Here is a 25,852-nt window from a genome sequence, read left to right on the forward strand (position 1 = left end):
GCAATCAACCGCCGCTGATCTGGCTCACGGCATTCGAGATGGCCGTGATGGCCCGATCCAGTGCCGCGTCAAACGCGATATCGGGCTCTTCCTGCGCCAAAGGCGGAAATATCACGCTGTGAAGGCCAAGCGATTGGGCGGCGACAAGGGCCTCTTCTGGTGGCGCGGCTTCCCAAATCAGAATACGTGCCTCGGTTTCACCGGCACGCCTTTCCAGCTCAGCCAGCTCCGCGAAGGTGGGCATCGCACCGGCCTCCCATTCCAGCGTGGTGATCGACAAAGCATACCGCCGGGCAAAATACTGATAGCGGGGATGGGTGGCGATAATCGCAACGTCCTGCGCGCCGCTCAACGCGGTGCGGGCCTTAGCGTCCAGACGTTCCAGGTCGGATTTCAGCGCAGCAAGCCTGTCGGCGACCTCCGCTTCCGGGGCCAGGTTTCGGGCGACAACCGCAGTTGCAATGGCCTCGGCCTGAGCCAGTGCAAGCATCGGGTCGAGCCATAGATATGAGGCAAGCCCCTCATGCGCATGCTCCCCGCCGTCGCCATGGCTGTGCGTGATGCTTTCGGTCACGATGAACCGGTCTTTGAGAGCCATCGACGTATTCACCAGCCGCGTGCGCGGCAGTGACACGCGGTCAACCCAGGTCGCAAACCCTGCCCCGTTCAGCAAGATCAGATCCGCAGACTGGATCATGCTGATATCCGCAATGCTCGGGCGCCAGTAAGACGGGTCGACATCCGCCGGAACTGGGAAGATGACGTCGGCACTGTCGCCCAGAAGGCGGTCAGCAAAGTATTGGAGCGGATAGTTCACCGCAACGACACGGGGCTTCTCCTGTGCCGCGACGGGCCCGATGCTGCACAGGAAAATCGCCACAGCCACCAGTGACTTGAGGATAGGCGACACCGTCAGCTTCCGCATTTCTGTGCGATGTCCTCAGGCGTCACAATCCAATAATTGTCGTGACTGCCCGTGCCTACCTCGATCACCAGCCCGCCGGAATGATCGACGCGGTCCAGCGGCACGCGGGCGGTGCCGTCACGGCCCAAAGGCAGCGTCATCAGTAGGGAATTCTCGCCATCCAAAACACGTACATCACCCTTTTGCGCAATCCTGCCATTGGAGAATTTGACCTCGACGGTCACCGCCTCACAATCAACCGACGCAAAGACAACCAGCTGATGCGCCGCCACACCCGTCGGGGCGACGACGGCCAGAGCAAGGACAGCAAGCGCCCGGATCATTGACCCGTCCAGTCTTCGAAGTGCACCCAGATCACCGCGCCCAGCTCAACCGCCTTGTCTGCGCCCTCTTGCGGCAGCGTATAATCGGCGGTGTTGAGCGCAGCAAAGCCCCACCAGCCGTGCGATGGCGGCGCATAGGTGAAGACGCCATTTGCATCCGCCTTGACCGTCTGGGTGATCATCAACTCATCCGGCACCGTGGCGCCGGCCCCGTCATTGAAGAACTCCACTTCCACTTCTGCGTAAGGTACCGGCGCACCGTCCAGCTTGACGATCCCCTGAAAGACATTGTGCTCCCAAAGGCCAAAGGGCTTGGACAGCGGCACAATCTCGGTCTTCAGGCCCAGCTCGGTATCCCAGCCCTCATCATCGCCATAGGCGGTCACGTAAGTCTTGGTGTAGTGAATGATGAAAGCATCTTCCGCAGGCTCCCAATAGGGCTGTGGTTCCATCGCGAAGACATAGGTGCCGGGCCGCTCCAGCGGATAGTCCAGTGTATAGCCCTTGTCCTGCATCACCGTCGCGTCCTGCAACCCCCCCAACAGGTCAGTGGTGCGGCCCTCATGGGTGACGGAAAAGGCGACGGGCCGGTCCAGCACCATCCCATCCAGCTCGAACGGGTGCGAAAACGACATGGTCAAAGCGACGCTGCGCCCGTCTTCCTGACTGATCATGGGATCATCGGGAATGATCATCCCGTAGTGCGCGAGTGCAGGCGCGGCCGCGATGAGAGCGGCACAAGATGCGGCAAGGAAATAGCGTGTCATGGAACCTCCTGATGATTAAGCGCCCAAAGCAAGCAACCAGCCCACCCAGGCCCCGGCATTTCGGGACACAACCAGCGCGCCCGATGCGGCGATACCTCCCGATATCAACAATAGCGTAACGGTTTCTGCCGCCAAGAGGCGCAGCACCATGCCCCGGCGTGCGCCGAGTTTGACCGCAGTGGAGATCTCTCGCGCGCGCAGGCGGTAGCTGAGGAAAAGCGCCAGCCCGACGGCCGCGCAGGCCGCAACCGCGATGATGGCCGTGACAACATCCAGCAGCGATTTTATTCGAAAGATCCGGTCAACAAGGCCCTGAATGACCGCCGCGGGTTCGATCAGCTGGGCGGGTGCCGCGCTGTCGAGATAGCGCCCTTTCAGGATCGTGGCGGACCGCGTGTCATTTGGCACCACGATGACGGCAGAGGCGGGATAATCGTCCTGACTGCCGTGGAAATGGAAACTCTCGATGTTGTCCGGCGTGATGCGCTGATACTGCACCACAGCCGCATTGGCGAGCGCAGCCGAGCCGGATGCAATGTCACTGGCGGTCACAACGTCTTCGTGCCCGTGGCCGATGCCTTGAATGACCCAGGCCGTCTTTATGTCGACAAATATAGCCCTGTCATCGGGCGAATTGGTGGGCGCCAGAACCCCGACGATAGGCATTTCCAAGGGATACACACCGTCAAGGTCAAACAGGTTTTCGGGAGCCGAGACCAGCGTATCCCCCACGGTTTTGCCAAGCGCTTCGGCCACGTCAGCGCCGATCACGGCATCTCCAAGAACAGACAGGCCACGCCCGTCGCGCAAAGTCAGATCGCGAAAGTCGAAGTAGTCCAGCGTCGTTCCCACGATGCGAAACCCGCCTGACGAAAACGCTGTATGCACAGGGATCGGGATGGCAAGCCCACTGTCCCAAACAGCCTCCACCTCTCGCATCGGCACAGGGTCAGGCCGTTCGTCCGAGAAATACAGCGCCGCCATCGTCAGATCGAGCCGCGACCCCCGGCTTCCCAGCAAAAGCGGTGTGGCCTGCCCCCGGGCGACAAGCGCGCGTTCGCTTGTCGACAGCAGGATCCGGGTGGCGACCGGAACGAAGATGATCAGCCCGGCCACCAGGATCAGAACCAGGCTGCGCGCCCAGTGATACCTCAGGTAGGCAAAAGCCAGGTAGAGCGCATTCATGTCGCCGTGCCTTCGCGAAACTGAGCAAAGTCGAGCACGCGCTCGAAACGCGGCAAAAGCTCGTGGTCGTGGGTCACGGCCAGCACGGCAGCGCCGACTTCGGACGCCTGTGCAAAGAGCAGATCCAAGATGCGCGCTTTGCTCTCGGGGTCGAGATTGCCGGTGGCCTCGTCCGACAGGATGAGCTTGGGTTGCGTCACCAACGCGCGGCAGATTGCAACCCGCTGCTGTTCTCCCTGGCTGAGCGCTGATGGGTGCCGCTCAAGCTTGTCGGCGATCCCGCAGGCGGCGGCCAGTGTCTCGGTCCTGTCACGTGCAGCGTCGTCGAGGGTCAGCGCCGGGGTGATCCGGTAAGGATAGAGGATGTTCTGCCGCGCGGACAGATAGTCCAACAGCGCGAAATCCTGAAACACAAAGCCGATCTGTGCTGCGCGGAACCGGCGGCGGGCCGCATCCGACAGAGCGGAGACTTCGGTGCCCGCAACCGCAATCCGCCCGGTGTCGGCGGTGAGGAGACCGGCGATCAGATTCAGAAGCGTGGTCTTGCCGCTGCCACTGGGCCCGACGATGGCAACCCGGTCACGGTAGCCAAGCGCAAATTCAGGGATCCGCAAACGGAACCCGCCCGCGCCATATTCAAAGGTGAGGTTCTCGATCTGGATCATCAGTTTGTTTTCGGAGCGGGAAAGGTCTCGCCTGCGGTATCGCGATTGACGTCAAGAAGGTCGAAATCGGTGATCCGCCAGGCGCCCTCGACAGGGGAGACAATCAACTCGGCACTATAGCTGTTGCCCCTCACGTGCAGATGCTCAGCGTGGCCAACGGTTCCGATGACCTGCCAGGACGCATCGACCTTCAAAGAGGGCCCGGCGCGGGTAACGCTGGTGTTCAGCAGCTTGATTTCGTGGATTGTCTGGTCCGCCTTTTCCAAACCGCCGCCTGCCATGGCCCCAACCCGCTCAAGATACAGATACTCCAGCGCGTCCCCATGGGTCACGCTGGCCAGGGTATCATAGATCGCACCCTCCTGTGTCTTGCCGAAGGCGTCATAGACCACCAGCAACAACGCCGGAGCGAGGCGCCAGAACTGATCTGTAGCCGCCTCAACGGTCAGCGGGTCCAGGCCCGGAGCCGTGAACGCATCGGTCGGCGAGCTGTCGGGACGCATCTGACCAAGCACAAGCGCAGTGACCGCGGCGAGACCGGCGAGACAGACAGCAACCGCTGCGGATATGCGCCCCATGGTTATGCCCCCAAATCAGGCGAGTGACCTGAGCGCACCCTGTTCGACTTGCACCCGAACTGCAAGTCTACCGCATGAATGCGTCTCGCACGCCTGGCCGGAGAAATGCGGCGACGGCTTTCTCGGGATCAGAGTGACCAGATGTAATGTTCGACGCCAACCGCCCTGCTGCAACGTGCCGGCCGGTTTTCGGCTGCCTCTTCCGAGGACCAATCACACGGAAGGCTAGGTCGCTAGGTGCCGGGGTCTGATACGAAAAGGGCCCGACACGCAGCCACCCCAGGCCCACAACAGAAACGTGGCGCTCTCCGGGCCCGTCAGGCCATTTGCCAACCCGCATCAATCTCGGCAGGCACCGGAGCACCGCCAGTAACGGCCCTCTTTGCCCGGTGGGAGGCCATACGCTCCTCTGCCCTGTCCTTAGAGACAGTTCCCGCATCAAAGACGTCGATGCCTTTGAATTTGGCCAGTTCCGAGGCAAGGGAACGTGCCTCTTGACTAAGCGACACACTCGCCGCGGTCATCTCTTCCAGGGATGCGGCGTTGCTCTGAGCCATAGAGTCAATTGTCTGGACCGCTGTGCTCACCTCTTGAATGCCTGTCGATTGCTCTTCGACCGCGGAGGTGATGTCTGCAATCTGATCGGACGCTTCCTCCACCTCACTGGCGATCTCCGACAAAGCGGACCTGGATTTGGCGACCTGCTTCACACCAGCCTCGACCGTGCGGTTGTTATCTTCGATGACCTCGCTGATTTCCTGCACGGCCTCCTGTGAGCGTTGTGCAAGGGATCTGACCTCTGACGCCACAACCGAAAACCCGCGACCCGCTTCACCCGCGCGCGCCGCTTCGACACCGGCATTCAGCGCAAGCAAATTTATCTGAAATGAGATATCTTCAATGACCTGAACCACGACGCTGATCTTGGATGACGCATCGGTCAAAGCGGAGATTGACGCCTCGGTTTCATCGGCGACGCGCCGGCCTTCGACTGCGTTAGCGCGCGCGCGCTGTGTCGCCTCATTGGCGGCTTGCGCGCTGGTCACGACCTGTTTGATGCTCGCGGTGATCTGTTCGACCGCCGCAGATGTCTCTTCCACCGATGCTGCATTGTCCTCGGCCCGCTTTGCCATATCCAGAGACGTCCGCTCCAGCTCGGCAGAGCTTCCGGACACGGTCTGACCGCTGTTCATGATCAAAGCCATAGTCCCCGACAGCTGCTGCAAAGCGTTGTTGAAATCGGATTGCATCCGCTCAAAACTGCCCTTGCGGTCGCCTTCGATGCGGACGCCGAGATCACCTTTCGCCAGTTGAGCCAGACTCTCCACCAGATCGGAAACATTGGTTTCCATAGAGCCCAGCAGGCGGTTGATCACAGCACCCAGCGCGCGCAGATCATCAGGCTGGCTCTCGCTGTCCAATCGCACCGAGAAGTTTCCGTCTGCGGCCTCGCCCAGCACCGTATCCATACGCTGACGAAAGTTCTCAAAAACCTCCATGCGTTCGCGTTCGGCATCCATTTCTCTTTGCCGCGCCGCCTCCTTCTCCCGTTGGCGTTCGATTTCTTTTTGCTGCTCAAGCCGCGCGCGTTCGCGCTCCTTCTCGTCGTTCTGCTTGACCTGTTCATCCAGCGCACGCGCCTCGCGCGCATTTTCAAGAAAGACGGCCATCGCATTGGTCATCCGGCCTATTTCATGCCGGTCGACGCTGCGTGGGATCTCGATATCAAGATTGCCATCAGCGAGCTCGGACATGTCATCCGTCACCCGGGTGACCCCCCTCGAAATCGTACGCGCAGTAAAGAATGACAACGCAGCGGCCGAGAGTGTCCCGACCACAAGGATCGCCACAACAACAAAGATGGATTGCTCGGCACGGGCTTGCCCTGCCGGGCCAAGCATGTCTTGCCGCGCGACAATGCCGCCGACGATCGTTCCCATCTTCTGCACCGCCTCAGGTCCAATGTCGTCCATCTCGGCATATGCTGCATTTCTTGCCGTGATCGTTTCCGAAACCGAGTTCGTCAAGTTATCAAACCTGTCCAGATCCCGAAGGGTCAAGCTTGCAAGCTCACGGCGGCGCGGGTTTTTAAGAACGTCCAGCAAACGGTGCAGGCCGTCCTGCGCAGCCCTTATCTCTGCCGTGGACCGCTCATAATTCTCTGGTCGATTGTCAACGAGAAACCTCTCAAGATACAGGCGCGCGAGCAAAAGGTTGGACGCCGCCAATCCAGCGCGCGAACTTGCCTCAGCATCGTTCTCGGCCAGCGCCGTTTCCATGATTTCCGTGAGTTGCTGCCGTGCCTTTTTCCCCAGATCAGCCACTTCCGCGACCAGCGTATTGCGCTCACTCTGCTGCGTATACGCTGTTTGCAGAAGCTGTTGGTAGGATCGCAGCTGAGTGCTGATCGCAGCCACGTTTGGCATATCCGGATAGCTTGCGATGTAGGCATCAAGCTGGTCTCTCACGGCGTCAATTTCGGAAATGTTCTCAGTCACTTCATCAATGTATGTGTTGTCCTTTGTGGCGCGATACTTGAGCGATGCGAGGCGTGCCTCAAACAGGTCCTTGGTGACGTCCGCCGCCACAAGGCTGTTCTTCGCTGTACCGCGATACTCCAGAAACGTGCGCGCCAGCTGGCTGGTCTGGACCGACGCAAACCCGCCCACTGCAATCATGAGAGCGACGATCGCACCCATGCCGAGACTTATCTTCATCAAAATAGACATCGTGCGCTCCTCTTTCGGATCACCATCTAGAGAAACAGTGCAAGTGTTACCGGCAGGTTTATGGCCACAAATGACAACGCTTACAGAGCCAATTTCCTGCAAAGGAGCGCGGATTATGTCAGTTCTCCGCAGCGGCAAAGAGGCCAGATGGCCGGGCGAATCACTCAGGCTGTGCCGGTCATGATACTGCTGATCAACTGCTGCCATCTGTTGTGCGGCGTCTTGCACAAGCCGTATTCCTTTGATGCATTCCGCATGAACAATCGACTGCCAAGTCGTATGTGCTTGCAGTCAACCCTGGTCTGACCGAGGTCTTTGGGAACGAAGGGGTGGGCGGGGCCCGTCCGGGCACCACCGAGCCAGAGAAGATCAGACTTGTGTCTGGCACAGCCTTTCGATCCGTGACTGACTGAGCCAAACGGGATTCACCGGATCCTGAGTTAAGGCTTTGTGGCTGAATGGTCTCGGGCCATGAGACGTTGACCGCGCCTTCCGTTCTGTGGCACCGCATCGGGTGAACGATCTGCGATGGCGCCCCCAAACGGCATGACGTCTGTCAGATTTAGGAAAGCAGCGATGGATGCGCGTGATGGCAGAGAGCCCACCCCTCGGACAATCCACGCCCGTACCTATGGGAAAACGGAGACGCAAAGAAAGCCGCGCCTGTCGTTGCATGCAGACCGCCCCAGGCGATGCCCGGCTTCGCCGCAATTGGCGAGGTTGTGACAGCCACCCAGGCATCGAGGCGCAGAGCCGTCACCAACACACACCGGCAGGGCATCATTTCGAAGGCGGAGCGCCACTGGTATCTTCCGCCGCCCATGACGCACACCGCTATGCGTCGGTCAACAGATGAACCAGCCCAGCCCCGCAGATCTTGTCCGCGTGTTTGCCCGCATTGGGCTGCTCTCCTTTGGTGGTCCGGCCGCGCAAATCGCGTTGATGCATCGCGAATTGGTTGCGCAACGCAGCTGGATCAGTGACGAGCGGTTTCTGCAAGCGCTGTCCCTCTGCATGCTCCTGCCCGGTCCTGAAGCCATGCAGCTTGCGACCTATGCGGGCTGGCGCCTGCGCGGGGTTGCGGGCGGGTTGATTGCCGGTTGTCTCTTTGTGTTGCCGGGCGCCGTTGTGATCCTGGCCTTGGCTCTGGGGTATGCGCTTTACGGCGCGGTGCCCCTGGTCCAGGCCGCATTCACCGGAATCAAAGCGGCAGTCATCATCATCGTCTTGCAAGCTCTGATCAATATGGCGCGCAAAGCACTCACCACCCACAGCGCATACGTGCTTGCGGGCGCTGCCTTCTTGGCCCTCTTCGTTCTAGGCCTGCCTTTTCCGCTTGTTGTGGTCCTGGCGGCTGCCTGTGGCGCCGTGGCGGCGGGCGGGGGCGGGGCGGCATGCGCCGCCCCGCCCCCGCCCGCCGCGCCCTCACCTCTCCGAACCCTTGCATTATGGGGCGGGCTTTGGCTGGCGCCCGTTTCCGCCGTCTGGCTTTTGGATCACACGTTCCTGACGCAGATTGGCCTGTTTTTCTCCAAGCTGGCGGTTGTCACCTTCGGCGGCGCTTATGCCGTGTTGGCTTATATGACGCAGACGGTCGTGCAGGACTATGGCTGGATCAGCACCAATCAGATGATCGACGCACTTGGGCTGGCGGAGACCACACCCGGGCCGCTGATACTGGTCACAGAGTTCGTCGCCCTGCTCGCAGGCTTTGCGCAAGGCGGGATCACGCTGGCGCTGGCGGCTGGCGCTTTGACGCTCTGGGTCACCTTCGTGCCCTGCTTTCTGTGGATCTTCCTGGCGGGACCCTACCTCGATCTCATCGCAGCGAAGCCCCGCCTTGCGGCAGCCCTCCGTGCGATCACAGCGGCTGTCGTTGGCGTTATTCTCAACCTTGCGATCTGGTTCGCGCTGCATGTGCTCTTCAAAGACATCACAACCGCAGCGTGGCCCGCCGTCCCGGTGCCGGACCTGGCCTCCCTCGACACATCCGCGCTTGGCCTGACCCTGCTCGCCGCAGGCCTGCTGCTCGGCCTGAAACGCGGCATCGTCGAGACACTGGCCGTCATGGCTGCTGCCGGGCTTGCGCTCGCTGCGGTCTGACTGCCGCGCGATTTCACCACGCGCCCTCTTTCCTCTGCGCGGGAATCGGCTATGCTTTCCGACATATTCCCGATCTGGGCAGAGGACCGCGATGAGCCGCAGCATTGATTATGGCAACCTGATGCACGAGGCCATGCGGGGGCTTATTCGCAAAGTGCTGGACGATGTGGCCGAGAGCGGATTGCCGGGCGCACATCACTTCTTCATCACGTTCGACACCAGCCACCCCGACGCGGAACTGGCCGATTGGCTGTCGGATCGCTACCCCGGCGAGATGACCGTTGTCATGCAGCATTGGTATGACAATCTTGATGTCGGCCAGGACGGGTTCTCCGTGACCCTGAATTTCGGTGACGCGCCGGAGCCGCTGTACATTCCCTACGACGCGATCAAGACCTTCGTGGACCCATCGGTTGAATTCGGGCTGCGGTTTGAAACCCAGGAGGAAGAGGAGGATGCAGGCGTGCCGGAGCTGAAACCCGCCGCCTCACAAACAGCTGAAAAGACTGCGCCCGCCAAGACAGACCCGGCGAAGGCCACGGCGCAGACAGCAAAAGACGCCGAAATCGTCTCGCTCGACAGCTTTCGCAAATAGCCCGATCACTTCTGCTCTAGAAAGGTCGAGACGGTCCGCTGGACCTCTCCATTGCGGACGCTTTTATAGTCCAGCTCCAACCCGCCCTCAGCCAATGTGCGGTTGAACTGCTGGATTTCATATCCGCCGTCTTCGGCAACAAAGAGCGAATAGACGCTGAGCGTCTCGTCATCAATGCGGCTCCAGACGTAAGGTTCCCCCTTCATCGGGTCGAGTTGCACGTCGTGGCCAAAAACATTGCGCTTCATCGCCGAGGCGTAGACGTCACCGCGATCAGACGGCACGAACTCCACCTTGTAGGTTTTCTGCTTGCTGGAGCCATCAGGCCGGTAGGTCGTGGTGGTCCAATACACCGAAAACCCCTGTTCGGTCTCAGAAATCTCAACGCTCATATCGCGCTTCTGCGCGCTCCCATCGGGCGAGATGACTTCGGCGCTGCCTTCATACTGACCGGCAAACCGCGCGATGTCCGCCTGTGCAGCGCCAACCGCCATGGCGCCGCACAGCATAACGGCACCCAACATCCAGGTGATCCACGTGGTTTGACGTCGGGATATCATGAGGGCTGTCCTTTTGTCTGCGCGCTGCTGGGCCTGCGCCAAAGCGCAATTGTCCAATAAAGGAGATAATACCCGCAGGCCGCCGTTCAACGGCCTTTGCCCGCAATCCCCATTGTGCCCTTCACACCCGCTTGTCCTGACGCACCCATCCTCCAGTTGCACCGCGCTGTCAGCAAGGGTACACCGCACCCACCATAGTCGAGGGAAGATATCATGGCGCAGACCCGCACGGAAACCGACAGCTTTGGCCCCCTGGAGGTGCCTTCGGACAAGTATTGGGGCGCACAGACGCAACGGTCGATCATGAACTTCCCCATTGGCTGGGAGAAACAGCCCGTCGCCGTCGTGCGTGCCCTCGGCGTGATCAAGCAGGCCTGCGCGCAGGCCAATCTGGAGCTGGGCAAGCTCGATGCGGAGCGGGGCAAGGCCATCGTACAGGCCGCCTCCGAAGTGGTTGCTGGCAAGTTTGACGACAACTTCCCTCTGGTTGTCTGGCAGACCGGCTCAGGCACCCAGTCGAACATGAACGCCAATGAGGTGATCGCCAACCGCGCCATCGAGATCATGGGCGGTGAGATCGGCTCCAAAGACCCGGTGCACCCCAACGATCACTGCAACATGGGGCAATCCTCAAACGACACCTTCCCCACGGCCATGCATATCGCCACCGCGATGATGGCGCGCGATGTGCTGCTGCCGGGGCTGGAAAAACTGCACGGGGCGCTGCAGGCCAAAGTCGAGGAATTCGAGGGCATCATCAAGATCGGTCGCACGCATACGCAGGACGCCACGCCGCTGACCCTCAGCCAGGAATTTTCAGGCTATACTCATCAGGTCGCCATGGGCATTCAGCGGGTGAAAGACGCTCTTGGCCGCATCTATGAGCTGGCGCAGGGCGGCACCGCCGTCGGCACCGGGCTCAACACGCCCAAGGGCTGGGATGTGATGGTCGCGAAGAACATGGCTGAGATCACCGACCTGCCCTTCGTGACCGCGCCCAACAAGTTTGAAGCCTTGGCGGCCCATGACGCCATGGTCGAAATCTCCGGCGCGCTGAAGACCGTCGCCGCGAGCCTCTTCAAGATCGCCAATGACATCCGCCTTCTCGGCTCCGGCCCCCGCTGTGGCCTGGGCGAACTCATACTGCCCGAAAACGAGCCGGGCTCCTCGATCATGCCGGGTAAGGTGAACCCCACCCAATGCGAAGCGCTGACCCAGGTCTGCGCCCATGTCTTTGGCAACGACGCCGCCGTGGGGTTTGCGGGGTCACAAGGCCACTTCGAGCTGAACGTCTACAAGCCAATGATGGCCTACAACGTATTGCAGTCGATGCAACTCTTGGGCGATGCAGCCTCTGCCTTCACCGACAATCTCGTTGTGGGCCTGAAAGCCGACGCCGAGCGTATCGACAAGCTGATGCGCGAGTCGCTTATGCTGGTGACAGCGCTGGCCCCCGAGATCGGCTACGACAACGCGACAAAGGTCGCCAAGACCGCGCATAAGAACGGCACGACGCTGATTGAAGAGGCCGTGAACCTCGGTTTTGTGACCAAAGAGCGATTTAACGAGGTCGTCCGCCCCGAAAATATGGTTGGCCCAAAGTAAGCGATGAGCGCACCGATCAATCTCAACAAGGCCCGCAAGGCGAGGGCCAAGGCTGCGAAAACAGCGCGGGCGGATGAGAATGCGGTGCGTTTTGGCCGAACAAAAACGGAAAAAAACGCGGAGAAAACGCAGGCCGAGAAGGCTACGCGCGACCTCGACGGCCACAAGCGCGAGAGATGAGCGGGCGCCCCAGCAAGCATTCGGTGACCCTGAAGGGTCACCGCACATCGATTTCACTGGAAGATGAATTCTGGCAGGCCCTGCGGGTGATCGCCGCACGAAAGTCACAGCCAATCAACGCCTTGGTTGCCGAGATTGATGTAGAGCGCGGCGCGAGAATGGGGCTGGCCTCCGCGATCCGCGTCTACGTGCTGCGGGACCTGCAAGCCCAGATCACTGATCAAGACCAACCGCGCCCTATGTGAGCGGCCCCGCCCGGCGGATACGCCGGGCCGCGTCCGAGCCCCCTCGACGGGGGCGAGGACGCGTGCCCCTCGCGCTTAGACCTGTGAGATCGACGCGCGGTAGATCTTGTCGATGTTGCCACCAAGGGCTGCGTTGAACGCCTCATCCGACATCTTCACATTCAACCCTTCGGTCAGCGCCCGGCTGAAGCTGGCGATCATGCTCTTGTTCTGCGCCAGCTTGGCCGAAGCCTCATCCGTCGAATACCCACCCGACAGTGCCACAACCCGCAACACCCGCGGATGCGCCGCCAGACCATCATAGAGCCCCGCCTGGCTCGGCAGCGTCAGCTTCAGCATGACGTCCACGTCCTCCTCCAGCGTATCGAGGTGCTTGGCAATCTCCGCCTCCAACACCGCCTCGGCCTCTGCCTTGGTCTCAGAATGGATGTTCACCTCCGGCTCCAGGATCGGCACAAGACCTGCTGCGATGACTGTGCGCGCCACCTCGAACTGCTGCGCCACAATCGCCGCGATGCCCGCCGCATTTGCCTCATGAATGACCGAGCGCTCCTTGGTGCCGAAAATCCCCTTGGACTTTGCCACCCTCAGCGTCTCTTCCAACCCCGGCATGGGCTTGAGCAACTGCACGCCATCTGCCTGCTCTTCCAACCCCTTGTCGATCTTGAGAAACGGCACCACGCCACGCTCCGACCAGAGCAGCTCGGCCACGGGCGTATCGTTGATCGCATCATGCATGGTCCGCTCAAACAGGATGGCACCGATGACTTTCTCCTTGGTGAAGTCATCCGCCAGGATGATCCGGGCGCGCATGTCATGCATGGCGCGGAACATCTCCTCATCCCCGGAATAATCCTCAGGCTCAACACCATAGAGCGCAAGCGCCTTGGGGGTCGAGCCGCCCGACTGATCAAGCGCGGCAATGAAGCCTGCACCGGAGTTCATTTGTTCGCGCATCACGCTGTGGTCTGACATGATCGAAATATCCTTCTGATTCCGCCCCTTGGCCTCTCCATAGAACAGACGCGCGGATGATGGTATATGTTAGCGCCTGACAATGTTAAGGCGGATGCCATCCCGCGACCGCACGGTCAAATGCGCCACCGGCACAGGCGGCGGGCCGCTGCCCAGTTCCACCTTCAGATCGCGCAGGATATGGGCCAGCATCATCACCCCTTCGATCATCGCAAACCCGGCCCCGGGGCAGACCCGCGGCCCGGCACTGAACGGCAGATAGGCGGCACGCGCGCAGGTCTGGCCATTCTCCGTCTCCCAGCGGGTCGGGTCAAACTCATCGGGGTGGTTCCAAAGGCGGGTCTGTCGGTGCAGATGCCACTGGCTGATCACCACCTGCGCTCCGGGCGCGACATCCCGGTCGCGAAAGAATTCCGGCGCGGTCGTCTCTCGCACCATCATCGGCACCGGCGGGTAAAGCCGCAGCGTCTCGCGAAAGACATCGCGGGTAATCTTCAGCTTTGACATCTGCGAGAAATCGGCCAAATCAGCGCCCCGCGCTTCCTCGGCAACGGCCTCCTGCCAGTCGGGGAAAAGCGCCAGCAAATAGAGCGCCCAAGCCAGCGCCGATGCGCTTGTCTCATGGCCCGCGAGAAAGAAGATCGCCACCTGATCGACCATCTCGTCCACATCAAACCGCGCGCCGGTCAGCGGGTCACGCGTGGTCATAATCTTGGTGGCCAGATCTTGCGGCGCTGTGCCCTTGTCGATCTCCCCTTGCCTTTCGGCGGTGAGCTGGTGGATCAGCCTGCGGATCTCCCGCGCACTGCGGTGCGTTGCGCGCCGATAGCCGCGCGGGACCCAGCTCGGCACCGGGATAAAGGCCGCCAGATTAAGGATCGGCTGGCTGCGCTGATAGCTCTGGAACGCCTCGAAGACCTGCTGCGCCACCGCATGATCAATGGGGATCGAAAACAGCGTGCGAAAGATCACATCGGCCGCCGCATGGCTGGTTTCCGGCTCCATGTCGATCTCCTGCCCCGCTTTGGCCCCCAGACGCGCCGCTGCGCCCTGCGCCGCATGACAGATTGAGGGGAACGTCTCGCGCAGCCGCCCGCCCTCAAACGCGGGGTCAATGATCCGCCGTTGCCGCTCCCAGGTCTCCCCATTGGTCAGGAACACTGAATTGCCCAGAAGCGGGCGCAGCCCCGACCCCACGCGGTCCGATTTGGGGAAAGCCTTGGGGCGATCCTTCAGCACAGCGCGGATCACTGCAGTGTCGTTCACCATGTAGCTGCGGAAGAACAGCGTCCGAAACTCCGCCATCCAGGCCCGGTAGAGCTTGTCCGGCTGTGCCGACAGGATGTCGCGCCGAAAGAGCCGCACGTAGCGCCACAGGCCCACCTTGTCCGCGCGACTTTCGGGTTTGGGCGGTTGGGTCATGTGGTCGACGTGTAGCCGCTGACGGTGCGGGTCAAACGCGAGGCCGAGGCCGGGCGACCTGCATAGCGCGCACCGAGGGTCTGCGGCCCGGCCGTGATCAGGAAATAATCGTAGTCCTTCGGGCGATCGAAGGCACAGAGATACTGGAAATGCAGCCGAAAAAACCGCCAGCGCAGCGCCTGCCAGCGTGCGGGGCTGAGGCTCTGGGTGAAGGCAGCGGAGAAGACCAGCGGCCAGCGTTTGTCCGGCGTCTCCTGCCCCGACACCGAGACCGGATCGCAGAGCGCAAAGGAACAGCCGTCACCCGGTGCTGTCACATCGACCCAGACAATATCGTCCCGCACAGACAGATACCGCAGATCGCGGCGCAGCTCCGTGGCCGCGGGCAGGAAGGACAGCATCGGCACCACCTGCCCCAGCGACAGAAAGCTCAAGGCGGGCCCTTTGTCCGGCACCGCCCCCTGCCGGATGATGTCAGACAGGACAGTGATCGCCAGATGCGCGCCCGAAGAATGGCCCACCACCAAAACTTCATCCACATCCTCGGTCAGGGCCTGCACAATCTCTGCGCCAAACCGCTGCAGCCGAGCCGCGATCTCGGGTGGATACGCGCCGCGCCGCGCCGCACTATGGGCAAAATCATGCATCAGGTAATGCGCAAAGATCTTGCCATCGATTTTCTGGAAAAACCGCAGGCAGCTGCCGAAGACCAGCGCCGCGATAACCGCTGCCAGCAAGAGTTGCGCGGCAGGCCCAAGCGGCGCCAGCGAGACCTGCGCGACGCGGCCCGCGCCCCAGCCAAGTGCCACGGCAAAAATGAACTGCCCTGTCAGCATCACAACCGGATAAAGCGCCGCAATCACCGGCCCCTTGCGCAGCCGCATCAGCCGCCAGAGCGCGCCAGTCGACACATAGATCCATGCGGTGCGCAGCATCGCCAGATAGGTCCGGGTGATCGAGGCGTGAAAGCTCTGTTGCACAATGTCAGACCAGATCAGCACCTCGATATCGCTGTGCGTGATTTGGCCTTCGACCTCGCTTTGCACCTGCCAGCCAAAGCCGTCGCCAGCAGTGCCGCCAAGCATCTTCAGCCGGTAGCCCGAGATCGCGGCCTGCGCCGCCCCCTCCTTACGGTAGAGCTCCCGATATCGGCGCGGCGGGAACGGATCATATCCGGGGATATAAAAAACCTTGCGGCGCTTTACCTGTGGCGCGGAGGCGCTGCCCATAGCCAGACCTTACTCATCCCGGCAGCATCGCAGGGCTCCGCTCTACCTTAAGGGGATCAGCCCAGCAAAGCCAAGGCCGGGAATTGTTCCAGCAACCAGTAGGAGAAGGTGGTGAAAGCCCCCGTGACCATGGCAAGCCCAACCAAGATGAGCAGCCCGCCCATCACGCGTTCGATGGTTTTCATGTGCCGCTTGAGCCGGTTCATCACACCCACGGCGCGTGTCATGAACATCGCGGCCAGCAGGAAGGGAATGCCCAAGCCAGCGGCATAGACGCCCAGCAGCAAGGTACCCCGACTGACAGAAGCCTCAGAAGCGGCAAGCGAGAGGATCGCGCCAAGCTGCGGACCGATGCAGGGCGTCCAGCCAAAGGCGAAAGCCAGCCCGAGGATGTAGGCGCCAAAGCTCGACCCGCCTTGATCCCCTGCATCCAGCCGCGCTTCGCGGTCGAGGAATGGAATGCGGAAGAGGCCCAGAAAATGCAGGCCGAAGACGATCACCACAAGACCTGAGATTTGTGCGAAAAGCACCTGATTTTGAAGGAAAAACGCGCCAAAAGCCGAGGCGGTGAACCCCAGAATCAGGAAGACCGTGCTCAGCCCAAGCACGAAGAACAGCGCCGAGATCACCGCACGCCTGCGGGCCGCAGTTTCGCCGCTCATATCCCCCACCGAGACCCCGCTCATATAGGCGAGATAGGGAGGCACAATCGGCAGCACACAGGGGCTGAGAAAGCTGATCACGCCTGCAAACAGCGCCACCATCATGGCGGGCAACAGACTGGCGTCGATGATTTCGATTCCAAACATGCCCCACCCCTAACGGATATGCGTTAACAGGTCACGCGGCGCACGGTCACAACCTTGTGGACAGGATGAAACATCCCGCCTATCTGAGGGGCATGAGCGAGACGACAACCGACCTTGATGCCACCGGGCTGCTTTGCCCCCTGCCCGTCCTGAAAGCCCGTAAGCGGCTGCAGGCGCTGGCCTCAGGTGATACGCTGACCATGCAGGCCGATGACCCCGCCGCCATTGTCGACGTGCCTCATTTTTGTGCAGAAGCGGGCCATGACCTGCTGTCAGCCGACACAGACGGGCCTGTGCAGGTCTATGTGATCCGCAAAGCCTGAACGAAAAAGGCGCACCAACCGGCGCGCCCTTTCCAATCACTCTCTCTGACCCATCAGCCGCCGAGCGACCACCAGCCTTTGCGCTTGGGCTTGGCCGGTGTCGGCTCCGGTGCAGGTTCAGCGGCTGCTGTTGCAGGCTCAGGCTCAGCAGCAACGGGCGCCTCGACAACCGGTTCGGGTGCCGCCGGCTCTGGCGAAGGTTCCGACACCGCCACTTCGGGTTTCGGCGCGTCCTCTGGCACGGAGACCTCCGCAGCCTCTTCGACCTTTGGCTTCTTCGCCCGGCTGGCGCGTTTGCGTTTGGGCTTCTCAGCCACCTCTTCAACGGGCGCAGGCTCAGGTGCCGCTTCGCTGGTCTGAGCGTCCTCGGTTGCGACAGCTTCCGCCTCTTCCTTGACCTTCGGTTTGCGGGCGCGCCGCTTGGGCTTGGGCTTCTCCGCCTCCGCTTCGGGCTGCGGTTCTCCCGCGCTCTTCAGAGCAGCGCCTCCCGCCTCAGCGTCTGCCGTGGCTGGTGCTGAGGCGTCAGCCTCCTGCACCTCGGCGGGCTGCTCGCCGCTCTCATGGGACGCATCAGTGTCACCGGACTGGCCGTTCTCCCCGCCGTTGGACTTGCCCCGGCGACGGCGACGGCGACGGCGGCGCTTGGGCTTGCCGTCCCCCTCCCCGTCTTCGGATCTGGGCTGATCAGGTGCGGGCGCCTCTTCGACGGCCGCGTCGCTGTCTTCATCCGCATCCACCTGGTCCATGATCGAGGTGTCAACCGACACCACATGATCCACTGCGGCAGGCACCACGCGCGTCGCCGTCTTGAACTTCTCAAGGCTGAAATCGGGGCTGACCAGCATCGGATCGCCTTCAATCCGCACCGACAGTCCATACCGCCCCTCAATCTGCGCGATATGCTCGCGCTTCTGGTTCATCAGGAAGTTGGCGATGCCCACAGGCGCCTTGATCAGCACCTCGCGCGAGCGCTTGCGTGTCCCTTCCTCTTCGATTTGCCGCAGGATCGACAAAGCCAGATTGTCGTCCGAGCGAATGAGCCCGGTGCCGTGGCAGGCCTGGCAGGGCTGGGTCGTCGCTTCGATCATACCCGGACGCAGACGCTGGCGCGACATCTCCATCAGGCCGAAGCCCGAGATGCGGCCAACCTGAATGCGCGCGCGGTCGGTCTTGAGCTTCTCCTTCACCCGCTTTTCGACGGCGGCATTGTTCTTGCGCTCGTCCATGTCGATGAAGTCGATCACGATGAGCCCCGCAAGGTCCCGCAGACGCAGCTGGCGCGCCACCTCGTCGGCGGCCTCCAGGTTGGTCTTGGTCGCGGTCTGCTCGATGGAGCCTTCCTTGGTGGCCCGACCGGAGTTCACGTCGATGGCCACCAGCGCCTCGGTCACGCCGATCACGATGTAGCCGCCCGAGGGCAGCTGTACCGTGGGGTTGAACATGCCCGCCAGATAGCTTTCCACCTGATAGCGCGCAAAGAGCGGCAGGCTCTCGGTGTAAAGCTTCACGTTCTTGGCGTGGGACGGCATGATCATCTTCATGAAGTCCTTGGCGATGCGATACCCACGCTCGCCCTCGACAAACACCTCATCGATCTCGCGATTATAGAGGTCGCGGATCGAGCGTTTGATCAGATCGCCTTCTTCGTAGATCTTCGCGGGCGCAATGCTCTTCAGCGTCAGTTCGCGGATCTGCTCCCAGAGCCGCTGCAGATACTCATAGTCGCGCTTGATCTCGGCCTTGGTGCGCTTGGCGCCCGCCGTGCGCACGATCAGCCCGGCGCCATCCGGCACCTCGATCTCATTGGCGATTTCCTTCAGCTTCTTGCGATCGGCGGCATTGGTGATCTTGCGCGAAATGCCACCGCCCCGGGCGGTGTTCGGCATCAGCACGCAGTAACGGCCCGCGAGGCTCAGATAGGTGGTCAGTGCCGCACCTTTGTTGCCACGTTCTTCCTTGACGACCTGCACCAGCAGGATCTGACGGACCTTGATGACTTCTTGAATTTTGTAGCGCCGGGGGCGTGGTTTGCGCGCCGGGCGAATGTCTTCGTGATCATCGTCATCCGCTACGGATTCGATGCTGTCATCCTTGGCCGAGGCGTCGGATTTCCGCTGGGGCGCATCGTCTTCATCGCCATCATTGTCTTCGATGGTCTCCACCGCACCTTCGGACGCAGCCTCTGCGTCAGCGGGAGCTTCTGCTGCCTCCGCCGTGGCGTCTTCCGGTGTATCCACGGGCTCTTCGACCGGCGTTTCCGCCACCCGCTCCATCGGCGAGGAGCCTTCTTCATCGTCGAGGTCGATGGTCTGCATGCCGTCGATCTGATCGGCGTCCACCTCTTTGGTGGCCACCGCATCCTCGGTGCTCGCCGTCTCAGCCTTGGCTTTCGACCGGCTGCGGCTGCGCGTGCGGCGCTTGGGCTTTTCGTCCTCGTCTTCCTTGGCCTTCTGCGCTTCGGCATAGGCGCGCTCTTCTTCCATCAGAGCCTGACGGTCCGCGACCGGGATCTGATAGTAGTCGGGGTGGATTTCCGAGAAGGCAAGGAAGCCGTGACGATTGCCGCCATAGTCGACAAAGGCCGCCTGAAGCGACGGCTCGACCCGGGTTACCTTTGCGAGGTAGATGTTGCCGGCAAGCTGCCGACGGTTTTCGGATTCAAAGTCAAACTCCTCAACCTTGTTTCCGTCCACCACCACAACGCGGGTCTCTTCCGCGTGGGTGGCATCGATAAGCATTTTCTTAGCCATATTTCCAATGTGCACGGCTCTGACCGCGACGACCCAGGCGGATCGGCGAGATAGGGAACGTGTCTTGTCAGGGCGATATTGAACATGCGCGGCGCCCGGCCTGTTGAGGCCGTGGCGGATCTGCTCAGTGCATTGGCGCGCGTCATCGCGGTTCTTCTCCAGACACGGGCGCGCAGGTCGCGGCCTCGTATCCATTATATACTGCGTGTCTCGGGCCTCAGCCCTTGCCTCACGTCAGCGGTTCGTCGACCGTTTCCGGCCCAATCGGTCTGCCCTGATGATAGGAGAAGCTCCACATCACCGGGAACAGCGAATCTCATCTGATGGTTGTATCCGTCCTGAAGACGCACCATCACCTGTTAGAATAAATCGACTGTGTAAGAAAACACAATGGCCAATGTCAGGACCGCAGTGAATTGCGGCCCTACGCCCCAGATTTTACGCAGTTTTTCGCGTGACCCGCCGCATCGGACGCAGCTCAGAGGTAGTCCGACCGCTGTAGCCCGTATTTGGCCATCTTCTCGTTCAGCGTGCGGCGCGGCAGGCAGAGCTCTTCCATGACGCTGGCGATGGAGCCACGATGGCGCCGCATGGTGTTGTCGATCAGCATGCGCTCGAAAGCTTCCACATATTCTTTTAGCGGTTTGCCTTCCGTGGTCATCACCGGCTGCATGTCTTCGTGATCGTTCATCAGCAGCGAGGCGATGGTGCCCGAGCCACGGCGCGACTGCAGCACCGCGCGTTCGGCCACATTGATCAGCTGACGCACATTGCCCGGCCAGGGCGCCTGCAACAGCTGTGCCGCCTCCTGCGCGGAGACCTGCGGCGCGTCACACCCGTATTCATCGGAGAACTGCTCGCTGAGCCGGGTGAAGAGCGTCAGGATATCCTCACCCCGCTGGCGCAGCGGCGGCACGGTGATCCGCAGCGCAGCCAGGCGGTAGAAGAGATCCGAGCGCAGGGCGTCTTCGCAGGTCCGACCCGCTTCCTGCAGATTGGAAATCGCCACAATGCGCGTCTCCGCCGGGGCGCCCTGCTCGTTGATCACGCTCAAAAGCCGCGCCTGCATGGTCTCGGACAGCGCTTCGATATCCTCCAGCACCAGCGTGCCGCCGCGCGCTTCTTCGATGGCGGGCAGTTGCGCATCCTCGGGGTTCATCGGGCCAAAGAGCCGCTTACTCAGCGCCTCTTCCTCATAGGCGCCACAGCTGACCAGCACGAATTTCTTGCCCGCGCGCGAGCCCACTGCGTGCAGCGCATGCGCCACCAGCGTCTTGCCGGTGCCGGTTTCGCCGTCGATCAGCACGTGGCCGTCCGCCTGACCAAGATCCAAGATATCCTCGCGCAGCCGTTCCATGACCGGGCTCTGCCCGATCAGCTTTTTCATCAGCTGGCCGCCATCCGACAGCTCCCGCCGCAGCGCGCGATTGTCCATCACCAGCCGCCGTGCGCCGGTGGCCTTCTTGGCCAGCTCATTCATGCGGTCAGGGTTGAAGGGCTTTTCGAGGAAATCAAAGGCACCCACGCGCATCGCTTCCACCGCCATCGGCACGTCGCCGTGACCTGTGATCATGATCACCGGCAAGGCACTGTCGTTGCCCATCAGCTTTTTGAGAAACTGCATGCCGTCCATGCCCGGCATCTTGATGTCCGAAATCACGATGCCCGGATAATCCGGCCCCAGCACCTTGAGCGCATCTTCGGCGCTGCCAAAGGTCTCGGTGTCATAGCCCGACAGCGCCAGCCATTGGCTGATCGATTGCCGCATATCCTGTTCGTCATCAACAATCGCGATTTTCATTGCTTGGGTCATGGCTTACTCCGCCGCTTGTGTACTGTGGTCGCTGCCCAATATTGGCAGCTGCATTTCAAAAACTGCGCCACCCGCCTGTCCGTTCCGTGCGGTTAGTCGCCCCCCTAGGTCGTTAACGATACCAGAAGAGATGGCAAGGCCCAGCCCAACGCCGTCGCCAGGCTGTTTTGTCGTATAAAACGGCTCAAACAACTGATCGAGATCTTCGATCCCGGGGCCGTTGTCCCGCACGGTCAACGTGGCGGTCTCTCCCACCGTCAGCAGGATCTCCACCTTGGGGTTGGTCTCAGACTTGGTGGCGTCGATGGCATTGCGCAGAAGGTTCACCATCACCTGCTCGATGCGCAGCCGGTCGCCCATCACCATCACCGGTTTGTCGGGCACAATCCGGCTGATCTGCACATGGCGCTGACGCAGCTGCGGCTCCATCATCGACAGGGCCGAAGCAAGCGCATCGCCCATATCTACAGGGGAAAACGCCTCTTGCCCCTTGCGCGCGTAAGACTTCAGCTGCCGCGTGATCCCGCCCATGCGCTCAATCAGATCATCGATGCGCCCGAAGGACGACAGCGCCTCCTCCTGCCGGTTGCGACGCAGTAAAAGCCGCGCGCCAGCCAGGTAGGTTTTCATCGCCGCCAGCGGTTGATTAAGCTCGTGGCTGACCGCCGCCGACATCTCGCCAAGCGCCGCGAGCTTGCTCGATTGCTCCAGCGTTTGCTCCGCCACGGCGAGCGTTTCCTGCACGCGTTTCCGCTCGGCGATTTCCCGCTGGAGCGCCGCATTCAGGGTCCGCAGCTCGGCGGATTCCCGCTGAAATAACGCCGCGCGCAAGGCCGTTTTGCGGCTCAACGCATAGAAACTGAGCGCCAGAAGGATCGCGAAGCCCATGATCTCCAGCGCCAAAACGCCGTTCACCCGCTCGCGCACCGAGGCATAGGTGGTGAAGCTCGCCATGCGCCAGCCCCGGAACGGGATGCGGGTTTCCAGCCGCATGACCGCCTCGCCTTCGAGGTAAGAATCCGTGGGCTGCGCTGTCCAATCCGCCGTCGCCTGGATGGCGCGCTGAATAGCGTTCTGCGGCGTCTGGCGCGCCAATGCGTCCTCTTCGGTACGCCCGCGCCAGCGCGGCTCCGTCGTCAGGATGATGGTCCCTGTGCTGTCGGTCACAATCACCGCATCGGAAATCCCCGCCCAGGCGCGCCCGAACTTTTGCAGATCGACCTCAACCGCGATCACCCCAAGAACGTCCGAACCAGACTGCACCCGCCGCGAATAGAAAAACCCGTAGCCCCCCGCCTCGCGCTCCGCCACGGTGAAGATGGTCGCATTGGCACGGATCGCATCCACAAAGTAGGGCTCCGCCCGGTGGTTGGAGCCAAGGCGGTTTCGATCCGTCGCCGCCACCGTGCGCCCGTCGATGTCCAGCAGCATCAGCGACGCGGCGCCAATCTCTTCCACAAAGGAAATCAAACGACGGGTGGAAGCGGTATAATCCGCCGAGTTCAACGCCCCGATCAGCTCCGCATCGCGGGCCAGCAACTGCGGCACAATCGCATTCTGCCGCAGCTCAGAGAGCAGGTTGCCGCTGTAAAGCGCCAGCCGCAACTCCGCCCGGTTGCGCGTGCTCTCGGTGAAGCGATCCGTCAGCAAGTTGTTGGTGACGGAGACCACGGCAACCGCCAGCAGCAGCAGAACGCCCAACGCCATGCGCACGCGCCAATTGACGGCGCGGGTCTGCGGATCAGGATCTGCTGCGGTGCTCATGCCTTGAAAGTTACGCGAAAGCGGAGCCCCTGCTCAAGTCAGGCGTTCACCAGCGCAGCCGCCAATGCGCGGAAGAGCGCTTGCCCGTCGGTGCCGCCATGCACCGGATCTGCGGCCCGCTCCGGATGCGGCATCATACCCAGCACCCGCCGGTTCTCCGACAGCAGACCCGCGATATCCGCCCGCGCCCCATTCGGATTGTCCGTATAGGTGAAGGCAATGCGGTCCTCATCTTGCAACCGCGCAATGGTGTCATCATCCGCAAAATAGTTGCCATCGTGATGTGCAATCGGAATGTCGATCAAATCACCCGCATTGTACCCTTCGGTATAGGCCGATTGCGAGGTTTCCACTTTCAAACCAACGGTCTGGCAGATGTACTTCAAGCCCCCATTGCGCAAAAGCGCGCCCGGCAACAGCCCGGTCTCCGTCAAAACCTGAAACCCGTTGCAGATGCCCATGACATAGCCACCCCGCTCGGCATGCGCGGCCACCGACCGGCAGATCGGCGAATTGGCTGCAATCGCACCACAGCGCAGATAGTCCCCAAAAGAGAACCCTCCCGGGATGCCCACAAGATCAACGCCATCCGGCAGCGCGCTGTCCTTGTGCCAGACCATTGAGACCTTGGCCCCCGCCGCTTCTAGCGCCACAGCCAGATCGCGGTCGCAGTTCGATCCGGGGAAAACAACAACCGCCGCGTGCATTAGCCCATCTCCACCGAATAGGATTCGATCACCGTATTGGCCAAAAGCTTTTCACACATCGCGGTCACATCCGCCTCCGTGGCGCCCTCCGCCAGATCCAGCTCGATCACCTTGCCCTGGCGCACGCCGTTCACCCCGTCGAAGCCCAAAGCCCCCAGCGCATGGCGCACCGCCTCACCCTGCGGATCCAAAACCCCGTTTTTCAACATCACATGCACGCGCGCTTTCATGCCTTACCCTTCATTGTTCTCAAAATATGCATATGCACCGATCAGTTGATGAGCGTCGGCTTGGTGATCGGCGCCGTCTTCGGCATCACGCCAAGCCGGCGCGCCACTTCCGTGTAGGCATCCTTCAAATCTCCCAGATCCCGGCGGAACACATCCTTATCCAGCTTTTGGCCCGTCTCAATATCCCACAACCGGCAGCTGTCCGGGCTGATCTCATCGGCCACGATCAAACGTTGAAAATCCCCATCGTAGATGCGCCCCACCTCAATCTTGAAGTCCACCAGTCGAATGCCAACCGCCATCATCACGCCGGACAGAAAATCATTCACCCGCAGCGCCAGGCTCAGAATATCATCCATGTCCTGCTGACTGGCCCAGCCAAAGGCTGCGATGTGCTCCTCGGTCACCAGAGGGTCACCAAGCGCGTCATCCTTGTAGCAATACTCCACAATCGGCCGTGGCAGCTGTGTGCCTTCCTCGATGCCCAGCCGTTTCGACATGGTGCCCGCCGCATAATTCCGCACGATAATCTCCAGCGGCACGATCTCGACACTGCGCACCAGCTGCTCGCGCATGTTCAACCGCTTGATGAAATGGTTCGGCACCCCGATCTGGCCGAGGCCCGTCATGAAGAACTCGCTCAGACGGTTGTTCAACACGCCCTTGCCCTCGATCACAGCCTTCTTCTCGGCGTTGAAGGCGGTCGCATCATCCTTGAAATACTGCACAATTGTGCCGGGCTCCGGGCCTTCATATAGAATTTTGGCTTTGCCTTCGTAGATTTTCTTGCGCCGAGACATGGGCGTCCTTTCCCCTTGGGGCGCCAAAAACGCGACCCTTGCGCGCCTCTCATAGTGGAAGCCCTGCCCTGCCGCAAGCCAGCGCCACTTGCGCCTGACGCGCCAAGCCCGCATATCTGTGGAAACAGGACTTTGTTCATCAGGAGACACCCCAATGACCACCTTCGACGACCGCGAAAACGCCTTTGAGAACAAATACGCCCATGACGCCGAAATGCAGTTCAAGGCCGAAGCGCGGCGCAACAAGCTGCTGGGCCTCTGGGCTGCGGAGCTTCTGGGTAAATCCGGCGAAGACGCGGCAGATTACGCAAAGGAAGTGGTCAAGTCCGACTTCGAAGAGGCAGGCGACGAAGACGTCTACCGCAAGGTCTCGGGCGATTTGGGCGCACGCGCCGATGAAACGACAATTCGCACAAAAATGGTGGAATTGATGGCCGAGGCCAAAGCGCAGCTGATGCAAGAAAGTTGAATCTATTCAACACCATGATCCTGGCGTGGCGACCCCCCTCACGCCAGGATCATGGTCCTGATGTTGTCAAATTCATAACCAAGATGAGTTTTATGAATTTG

Annotated in this window: 25 protein-coding genes; 7 read left to right on the forward strand and 18 right to left on the reverse strand. The window is 61.3% G+C overall.

Annotation, left to right across the window (positions count from 1 at the left end; genetic code table 11):
* Positions 1-4: 4 nt before the first annotated feature.
* The 7 genes from So717_RS10555 to So717_RS10585 all read right to left on the reverse strand — a co-directional run bounded on the left by So717_RS10555 (position 5) and on the right by So717_RS10585 (position 7,172).
* Positions 5-925, reverse strand: a complete 921-nt coding sequence (locus tag So717_RS10555) for a metal ABC transporter substrate-binding protein (RefSeq protein WP_159976931.1) — start codon at positions 923-925, stop codon at positions 5-7.
* Entirely contained in the window at positions 913-1,248 is a 336-nt protein-coding gene (locus So717_RS10560) for a hypothetical protein (protein WP_159976933.1), read from the reverse strand. The genes So717_RS10555 and So717_RS10560 overlap by 13 nt, the downstream gene beginning before the upstream one ends.
* Entirely contained in the window at positions 1,245-2,015 is a 771-nt protein-coding gene (locus tag So717_RS10565; RefSeq protein WP_159976935.1) for a DUF4198 domain-containing protein, read from the reverse strand. Before So717_RS10565 ends, So717_RS10560 begins: the two co-directional genes overlap by 4 nt.
* A gap of 15 nt (positions 2,016-2,030) precedes the next feature.
* Complete coding sequence (locus So717_RS10570; RefSeq protein WP_159976937.1) at positions 2,031-3,200, reverse strand: ABC transporter permease; 1,170 nt, start codon at positions 3,198-3,200, stop codon at positions 2,031-2,033.
* Complete coding sequence (locus So717_RS10575; protein ID WP_159976939.1) at positions 3,197-3,865, reverse strand: ABC transporter ATP-binding protein; 669 nt, start codon at positions 3,863-3,865, stop codon at positions 3,197-3,199. Before So717_RS10575 ends, So717_RS10570 begins: the two co-directional genes overlap by 4 nt.
* A complete protein-coding gene (locus tag So717_RS10580; RefSeq protein WP_159976941.1) occupies positions 3,865-4,443 on the reverse strand; it encodes a hypothetical protein in 579 nt (192 codons plus the stop codon). Before So717_RS10580 ends, So717_RS10575 begins: the two co-directional genes overlap by 1 nt.
* A gap of 317 nt (positions 4,444-4,760) precedes the next feature.
* Positions 4,761-7,172 (reverse strand): methyl-accepting chemotaxis protein, encoded by a 2,412-nt coding sequence (locus So717_RS10585; RefSeq protein WP_159976943.1) that lies wholly within the window; start codon positions 7,170-7,172, stop codon positions 4,761-4,763.
* A gap of 852 nt (positions 7,173-8,024) precedes the next feature.
* On the opposite strand from So717_RS10585, the gene chrA reads away from it, so the two are divergent.
* Both chrA and So717_RS10595 read left to right on the forward strand, forming a co-directional pair.
* Positions 8,025-9,275 (forward strand): chromate efflux transporter, encoded by a 1,251-nt coding sequence (gene chrA, locus So717_RS10590; RefSeq protein ID WP_159976945.1) that lies wholly within the window; start codon positions 8,025-8,027, stop codon positions 9,273-9,275.
* A 91-nt stretch (positions 9,276-9,366) separates the two neighbouring features.
* Positions 9,367-9,870 (forward strand): SspB family protein, encoded by a 504-nt coding sequence (locus So717_RS10595; protein WP_159976947.1) that lies wholly within the window; start codon positions 9,367-9,369, stop codon positions 9,868-9,870.
* Positions 9,871-9,875: 5 nt separating this feature from the next.
* Here So717_RS10595 and So717_RS10600 read toward each other — a convergent pair whose 3' ends face one another.
* The gene (locus So717_RS10600) at positions 9,876-10,430 is read right to left on the reverse strand and encodes a hypothetical protein (protein ID WP_238840812.1); all 555 of its coding nucleotides are present in this window, start codon (positions 10,428-10,430) and stop codon (positions 9,876-9,878) included.
* Between the two features lie 213 nt (positions 10,431-10,643).
* Here So717_RS10600 and fumC point away from each other — a divergent pair, with 213 nt between their 5' ends.
* Genes fumC through So717_RS10615 form a run of 3 tightly spaced genes read left to right on the forward strand, consistent with a single transcriptional unit; the run spans position 10,644 to position 12,460 of the window.
* Positions 10,644-12,035, forward strand: a complete 1,392-nt coding sequence (gene fumC / locus So717_RS10605) for a class II fumarate hydratase (RefSeq protein ID WP_159976949.1) — start codon at positions 10,644-10,646, stop codon at positions 12,033-12,035.
* Between the two features lie 3 nt (positions 12,036-12,038).
* Positions 12,039-12,215 (forward strand): DUF4169 family protein, encoded by a 177-nt coding sequence (locus So717_RS10610; protein ID WP_159976951.1) that lies wholly within the window; start codon positions 12,039-12,041, stop codon positions 12,213-12,215.
* Positions 12,212-12,460 (forward strand): ribbon-helix-helix domain-containing protein, encoded by a 249-nt coding sequence (locus tag So717_RS10615; protein ID WP_159976953.1) that lies wholly within the window; start codon positions 12,212-12,214, stop codon positions 12,458-12,460. Before So717_RS10610 ends, So717_RS10615 begins: the two co-directional genes overlap by 4 nt.
* A gap of 75 nt (positions 12,461-12,535) precedes the next feature.
* Here the strand turns inward: So717_RS10615 and So717_RS10620 are convergent, their stop codons facing one another.
* The 4 genes from So717_RS10620 to So717_RS10635 all read right to left on the reverse strand — a co-directional run bounded on the left by So717_RS10620 (position 12,536) and on the right by So717_RS10635 (position 16,895).
* Positions 12,536-13,435, reverse strand: a complete 900-nt coding sequence (locus So717_RS10620; protein ID WP_159976955.1) for a fructose bisphosphate aldolase — start codon at positions 13,433-13,435, stop codon at positions 12,536-12,538.
* A 69-nt stretch (positions 13,436-13,504) separates the two neighbouring features.
* Entirely contained in the window at positions 13,505-14,857 is a 1,353-nt protein-coding gene (locus So717_RS10625) for a cytochrome P450 (protein WP_159976957.1), read from the reverse strand.
* Entirely contained in the window at positions 14,854-16,086 is a 1,233-nt protein-coding gene (locus So717_RS10630; protein ID WP_159976968.1) for a hypothetical protein, read from the reverse strand. The genes So717_RS10625 and So717_RS10630 overlap by 4 nt, the downstream gene beginning before the upstream one ends.
* Before the next feature lie 56 nt (positions 16,087-16,142).
* Positions 16,143-16,895: a cytochrome c biogenesis CcdA family protein gene (locus So717_RS10635; protein WP_159976970.1), complete on the reverse strand. Its 753-nt coding sequence runs from the start codon at positions 16,893-16,895 to the stop codon at positions 16,143-16,145.
* 92 nt (positions 16,896-16,987) lie between these two features.
* On the opposite strand from So717_RS10635, the gene So717_RS10640 reads away from it, so the two are divergent.
* Positions 16,988-17,218, forward strand: coding sequence for a sulfurtransferase TusA family protein (locus So717_RS10640; protein WP_159976972.1), 231 nt, complete (start codon positions 16,988-16,990; stop codon positions 17,216-17,218).
* Between the two features lie 53 nt (positions 17,219-17,271).
* Here the strand turns inward: So717_RS10640 and So717_RS10645 are convergent, their stop codons facing one another.
* The 6 genes from So717_RS10645 to purC form a co-directional block, all read right to left on the reverse strand.
* Positions 17,272-19,968, reverse strand: coding sequence for an Rne/Rng family ribonuclease (locus So717_RS10645; RefSeq protein WP_159976974.1), 2,697 nt, complete (start codon positions 19,966-19,968; stop codon positions 17,272-17,274).
* A 478-nt stretch (positions 19,969-20,446) separates the two neighbouring features.
* Positions 20,447-21,781 (reverse strand): sigma-54-dependent transcriptional regulator, encoded by a 1,335-nt coding sequence (locus tag So717_RS10650; protein WP_159976976.1) that lies wholly within the window; start codon positions 21,779-21,781, stop codon positions 20,447-20,449.
* A gap of 3 nt (positions 21,782-21,784) precedes the next feature.
* A complete protein-coding gene (locus So717_RS10655; protein ID WP_159976978.1) occupies positions 21,785-23,545 on the reverse strand; it encodes a sensor histidine kinase in 1,761 nt (586 codons plus the stop codon).
* 38 nt (positions 23,546-23,583) lie between these two features.
* Positions 23,584-24,252 (reverse strand): phosphoribosylformylglycinamidine synthase subunit PurQ, encoded by a 669-nt coding sequence (gene purQ, locus So717_RS10660; protein ID WP_159976980.1) that lies wholly within the window; start codon positions 24,250-24,252, stop codon positions 23,584-23,586.
* On the reverse strand, positions 24,252-24,482 hold the full coding sequence (gene purS / locus So717_RS10665) for a phosphoribosylformylglycinamidine synthase subunit PurS (RefSeq protein ID WP_159976982.1): 231 nt from the start codon (positions 24,480-24,482) through the stop codon (positions 24,252-24,254). The genes purQ and purS overlap by 1 nt, the downstream gene beginning before the upstream one ends.
* A 41-nt stretch (positions 24,483-24,523) precedes the next feature.
* Positions 24,524-25,282, reverse strand: a complete 759-nt coding sequence (gene purC, locus So717_RS10670) for a phosphoribosylaminoimidazolesuccinocarboxamide synthase (protein ID WP_159976984.1) — start codon at positions 25,280-25,282, stop codon at positions 24,524-24,526.
* Positions 25,283-25,436: 154 nt separating this feature from the next.
* Here purC and So717_RS10675 point away from each other — a divergent pair, with 154 nt between their 5' ends.
* Positions 25,437-25,751, forward strand: a complete 315-nt coding sequence (locus So717_RS10675) for a DUF1476 domain-containing protein (protein WP_159976986.1) — start codon at positions 25,437-25,439, stop codon at positions 25,749-25,751.
* Positions 25,752-25,852 lie beyond the last annotated feature (101 nt).

This window comes from Roseobacter cerasinus (assembly GCF_009811755.1).
Lineage (GTDB): Bacteria > Pseudomonadota > Alphaproteobacteria > Rhodobacterales > Rhodobacteraceae > Roseobacter > Roseobacter cerasinus.

Excerpts from the sequence above, each read along its gene's own strand:
- So717_RS10555 (WP_159976931.1), bottom strand. The coding sequence starts at position 925 with ATGCGGAAGCTGACGGTGTCGCCTATCCTCAAGTCACTGGTGGCTGTG.
- So717_RS10560 (WP_159976933.1), bottom strand. The coding sequence starts at position 1,248 with ATGATCCGGGCGCTTGCTGTCCTTGCTCTGGCCGTCGTCGCCCCGACG.
- So717_RS10565 (WP_159976935.1), bottom strand. The coding sequence starts at position 2,015 with ATGACACGCTATTTCCTTGCCGCATCTTGTGCCGCTCTCATCGCGGCC.
- So717_RS10570 (WP_159976937.1), bottom strand. The coding sequence starts at position 3,200 with ATGAATGCGCTCTACCTGGCTTTTGCCTACCTGAGGTATCACTGGGCG.
- So717_RS10575 (WP_159976939.1), bottom strand. The coding sequence starts at position 3,865 with ATGATCCAGATCGAGAACCTCACCTTTGAATATGGCGCGGGCGGGTTC.
- So717_RS10580 (WP_159976941.1), bottom strand. The coding sequence starts at position 4,443 with ATGGGGCGCATATCCGCAGCGGTTGCTGTCTGTCTCGCCGGTCTCGCC.
- So717_RS10585 (WP_159976943.1), bottom strand. The coding sequence starts at position 7,172 with ATGTCTATTTTGATGAAGATAAGTCTCGGCATGGGTGCGATCGTCGCT.
- chrA (WP_159976945.1), top strand. The coding sequence starts at position 8,025 with ATGAACCAGCCCAGCCCCGCAGATCTTGTCCGCGTGTTTGCCCGCATT.
- So717_RS10595 (WP_159976947.1), top strand. The coding sequence starts at position 9,367 with ATGAGCCGCAGCATTGATTATGGCAACCTGATGCACGAGGCCATGCGG.
- So717_RS10600 (WP_238840812.1), bottom strand. The coding sequence starts at position 10,430 with ATGATATCCCGACGTCAAACCACGTGGATCACCTGGATGTTGGGTGCC.
- fumC (WP_159976949.1), top strand. The coding sequence starts at position 10,644 with ATGGCGCAGACCCGCACGGAAACCGACAGCTTTGGCCCCCTGGAGGTG.
- So717_RS10610 (WP_159976951.1), top strand. The coding sequence starts at position 12,039 with ATGAGCGCACCGATCAATCTCAACAAGGCCCGCAAGGCGAGGGCCAAG.
- So717_RS10615 (WP_159976953.1), top strand. The coding sequence starts at position 12,212 with ATGAGCGGGCGCCCCAGCAAGCATTCGGTGACCCTGAAGGGTCACCGC.
- So717_RS10620 (WP_159976955.1), bottom strand. The coding sequence starts at position 13,435 with ATGTCAGACCACAGCGTGATGCGCGAACAAATGAACTCCGGTGCAGGC.
- So717_RS10625 (WP_159976957.1), bottom strand. The coding sequence starts at position 14,857 with ATGACCCAACCGCCCAAACCCGAAAGTCGCGCGGACAAGGTGGGCCTG.
- So717_RS10630 (WP_159976968.1), bottom strand. The coding sequence starts at position 16,086 with ATGGGCAGCGCCTCCGCGCCACAGGTAAAGCGCCGCAAGGTTTTTTAT.
- So717_RS10635 (WP_159976970.1), bottom strand. The coding sequence starts at position 16,895 with ATGTTTGGAATCGAAATCATCGACGCCAGTCTGTTGCCCGCCATGATG.
- So717_RS10640 (WP_159976972.1), top strand. The coding sequence starts at position 16,988 with ATGAGCGAGACGACAACCGACCTTGATGCCACCGGGCTGCTTTGCCCC.
- So717_RS10645 (WP_159976974.1), bottom strand. The coding sequence starts at position 19,968 with ATGGCTAAGAAAATGCTTATCGATGCCACCCACGCGGAAGAGACCCGC.
- So717_RS10650 (WP_159976976.1), bottom strand. The coding sequence starts at position 21,781 with ATGACCCAAGCAATGAAAATCGCGATTGTTGATGACGAACAGGATATG.
- So717_RS10655 (WP_159976978.1), bottom strand. The coding sequence starts at position 23,545 with ATGAGCACCGCAGCAGATCCTGATCCGCAGACCCGCGCCGTCAATTGG.
- purQ (WP_159976980.1), bottom strand. The coding sequence starts at position 24,252 with ATGCACGCGGCGGTTGTTGTTTTCCCCGGATCGAACTGCGACCGCGAT.
- purS (WP_159976982.1), bottom strand. The coding sequence starts at position 24,482 with ATGAAAGCGCGCGTGCATGTGATGTTGAAAAACGGGGTTTTGGATCCG.
- purC (WP_159976984.1), bottom strand. The coding sequence starts at position 25,282 with ATGTCTCGGCGCAAGAAAATCTACGAAGGCAAAGCCAAAATTCTATAT.
- So717_RS10675 (WP_159976986.1), top strand. The coding sequence starts at position 25,437 with ATGACCACCTTCGACGACCGCGAAAACGCCTTTGAGAACAAATACGCC.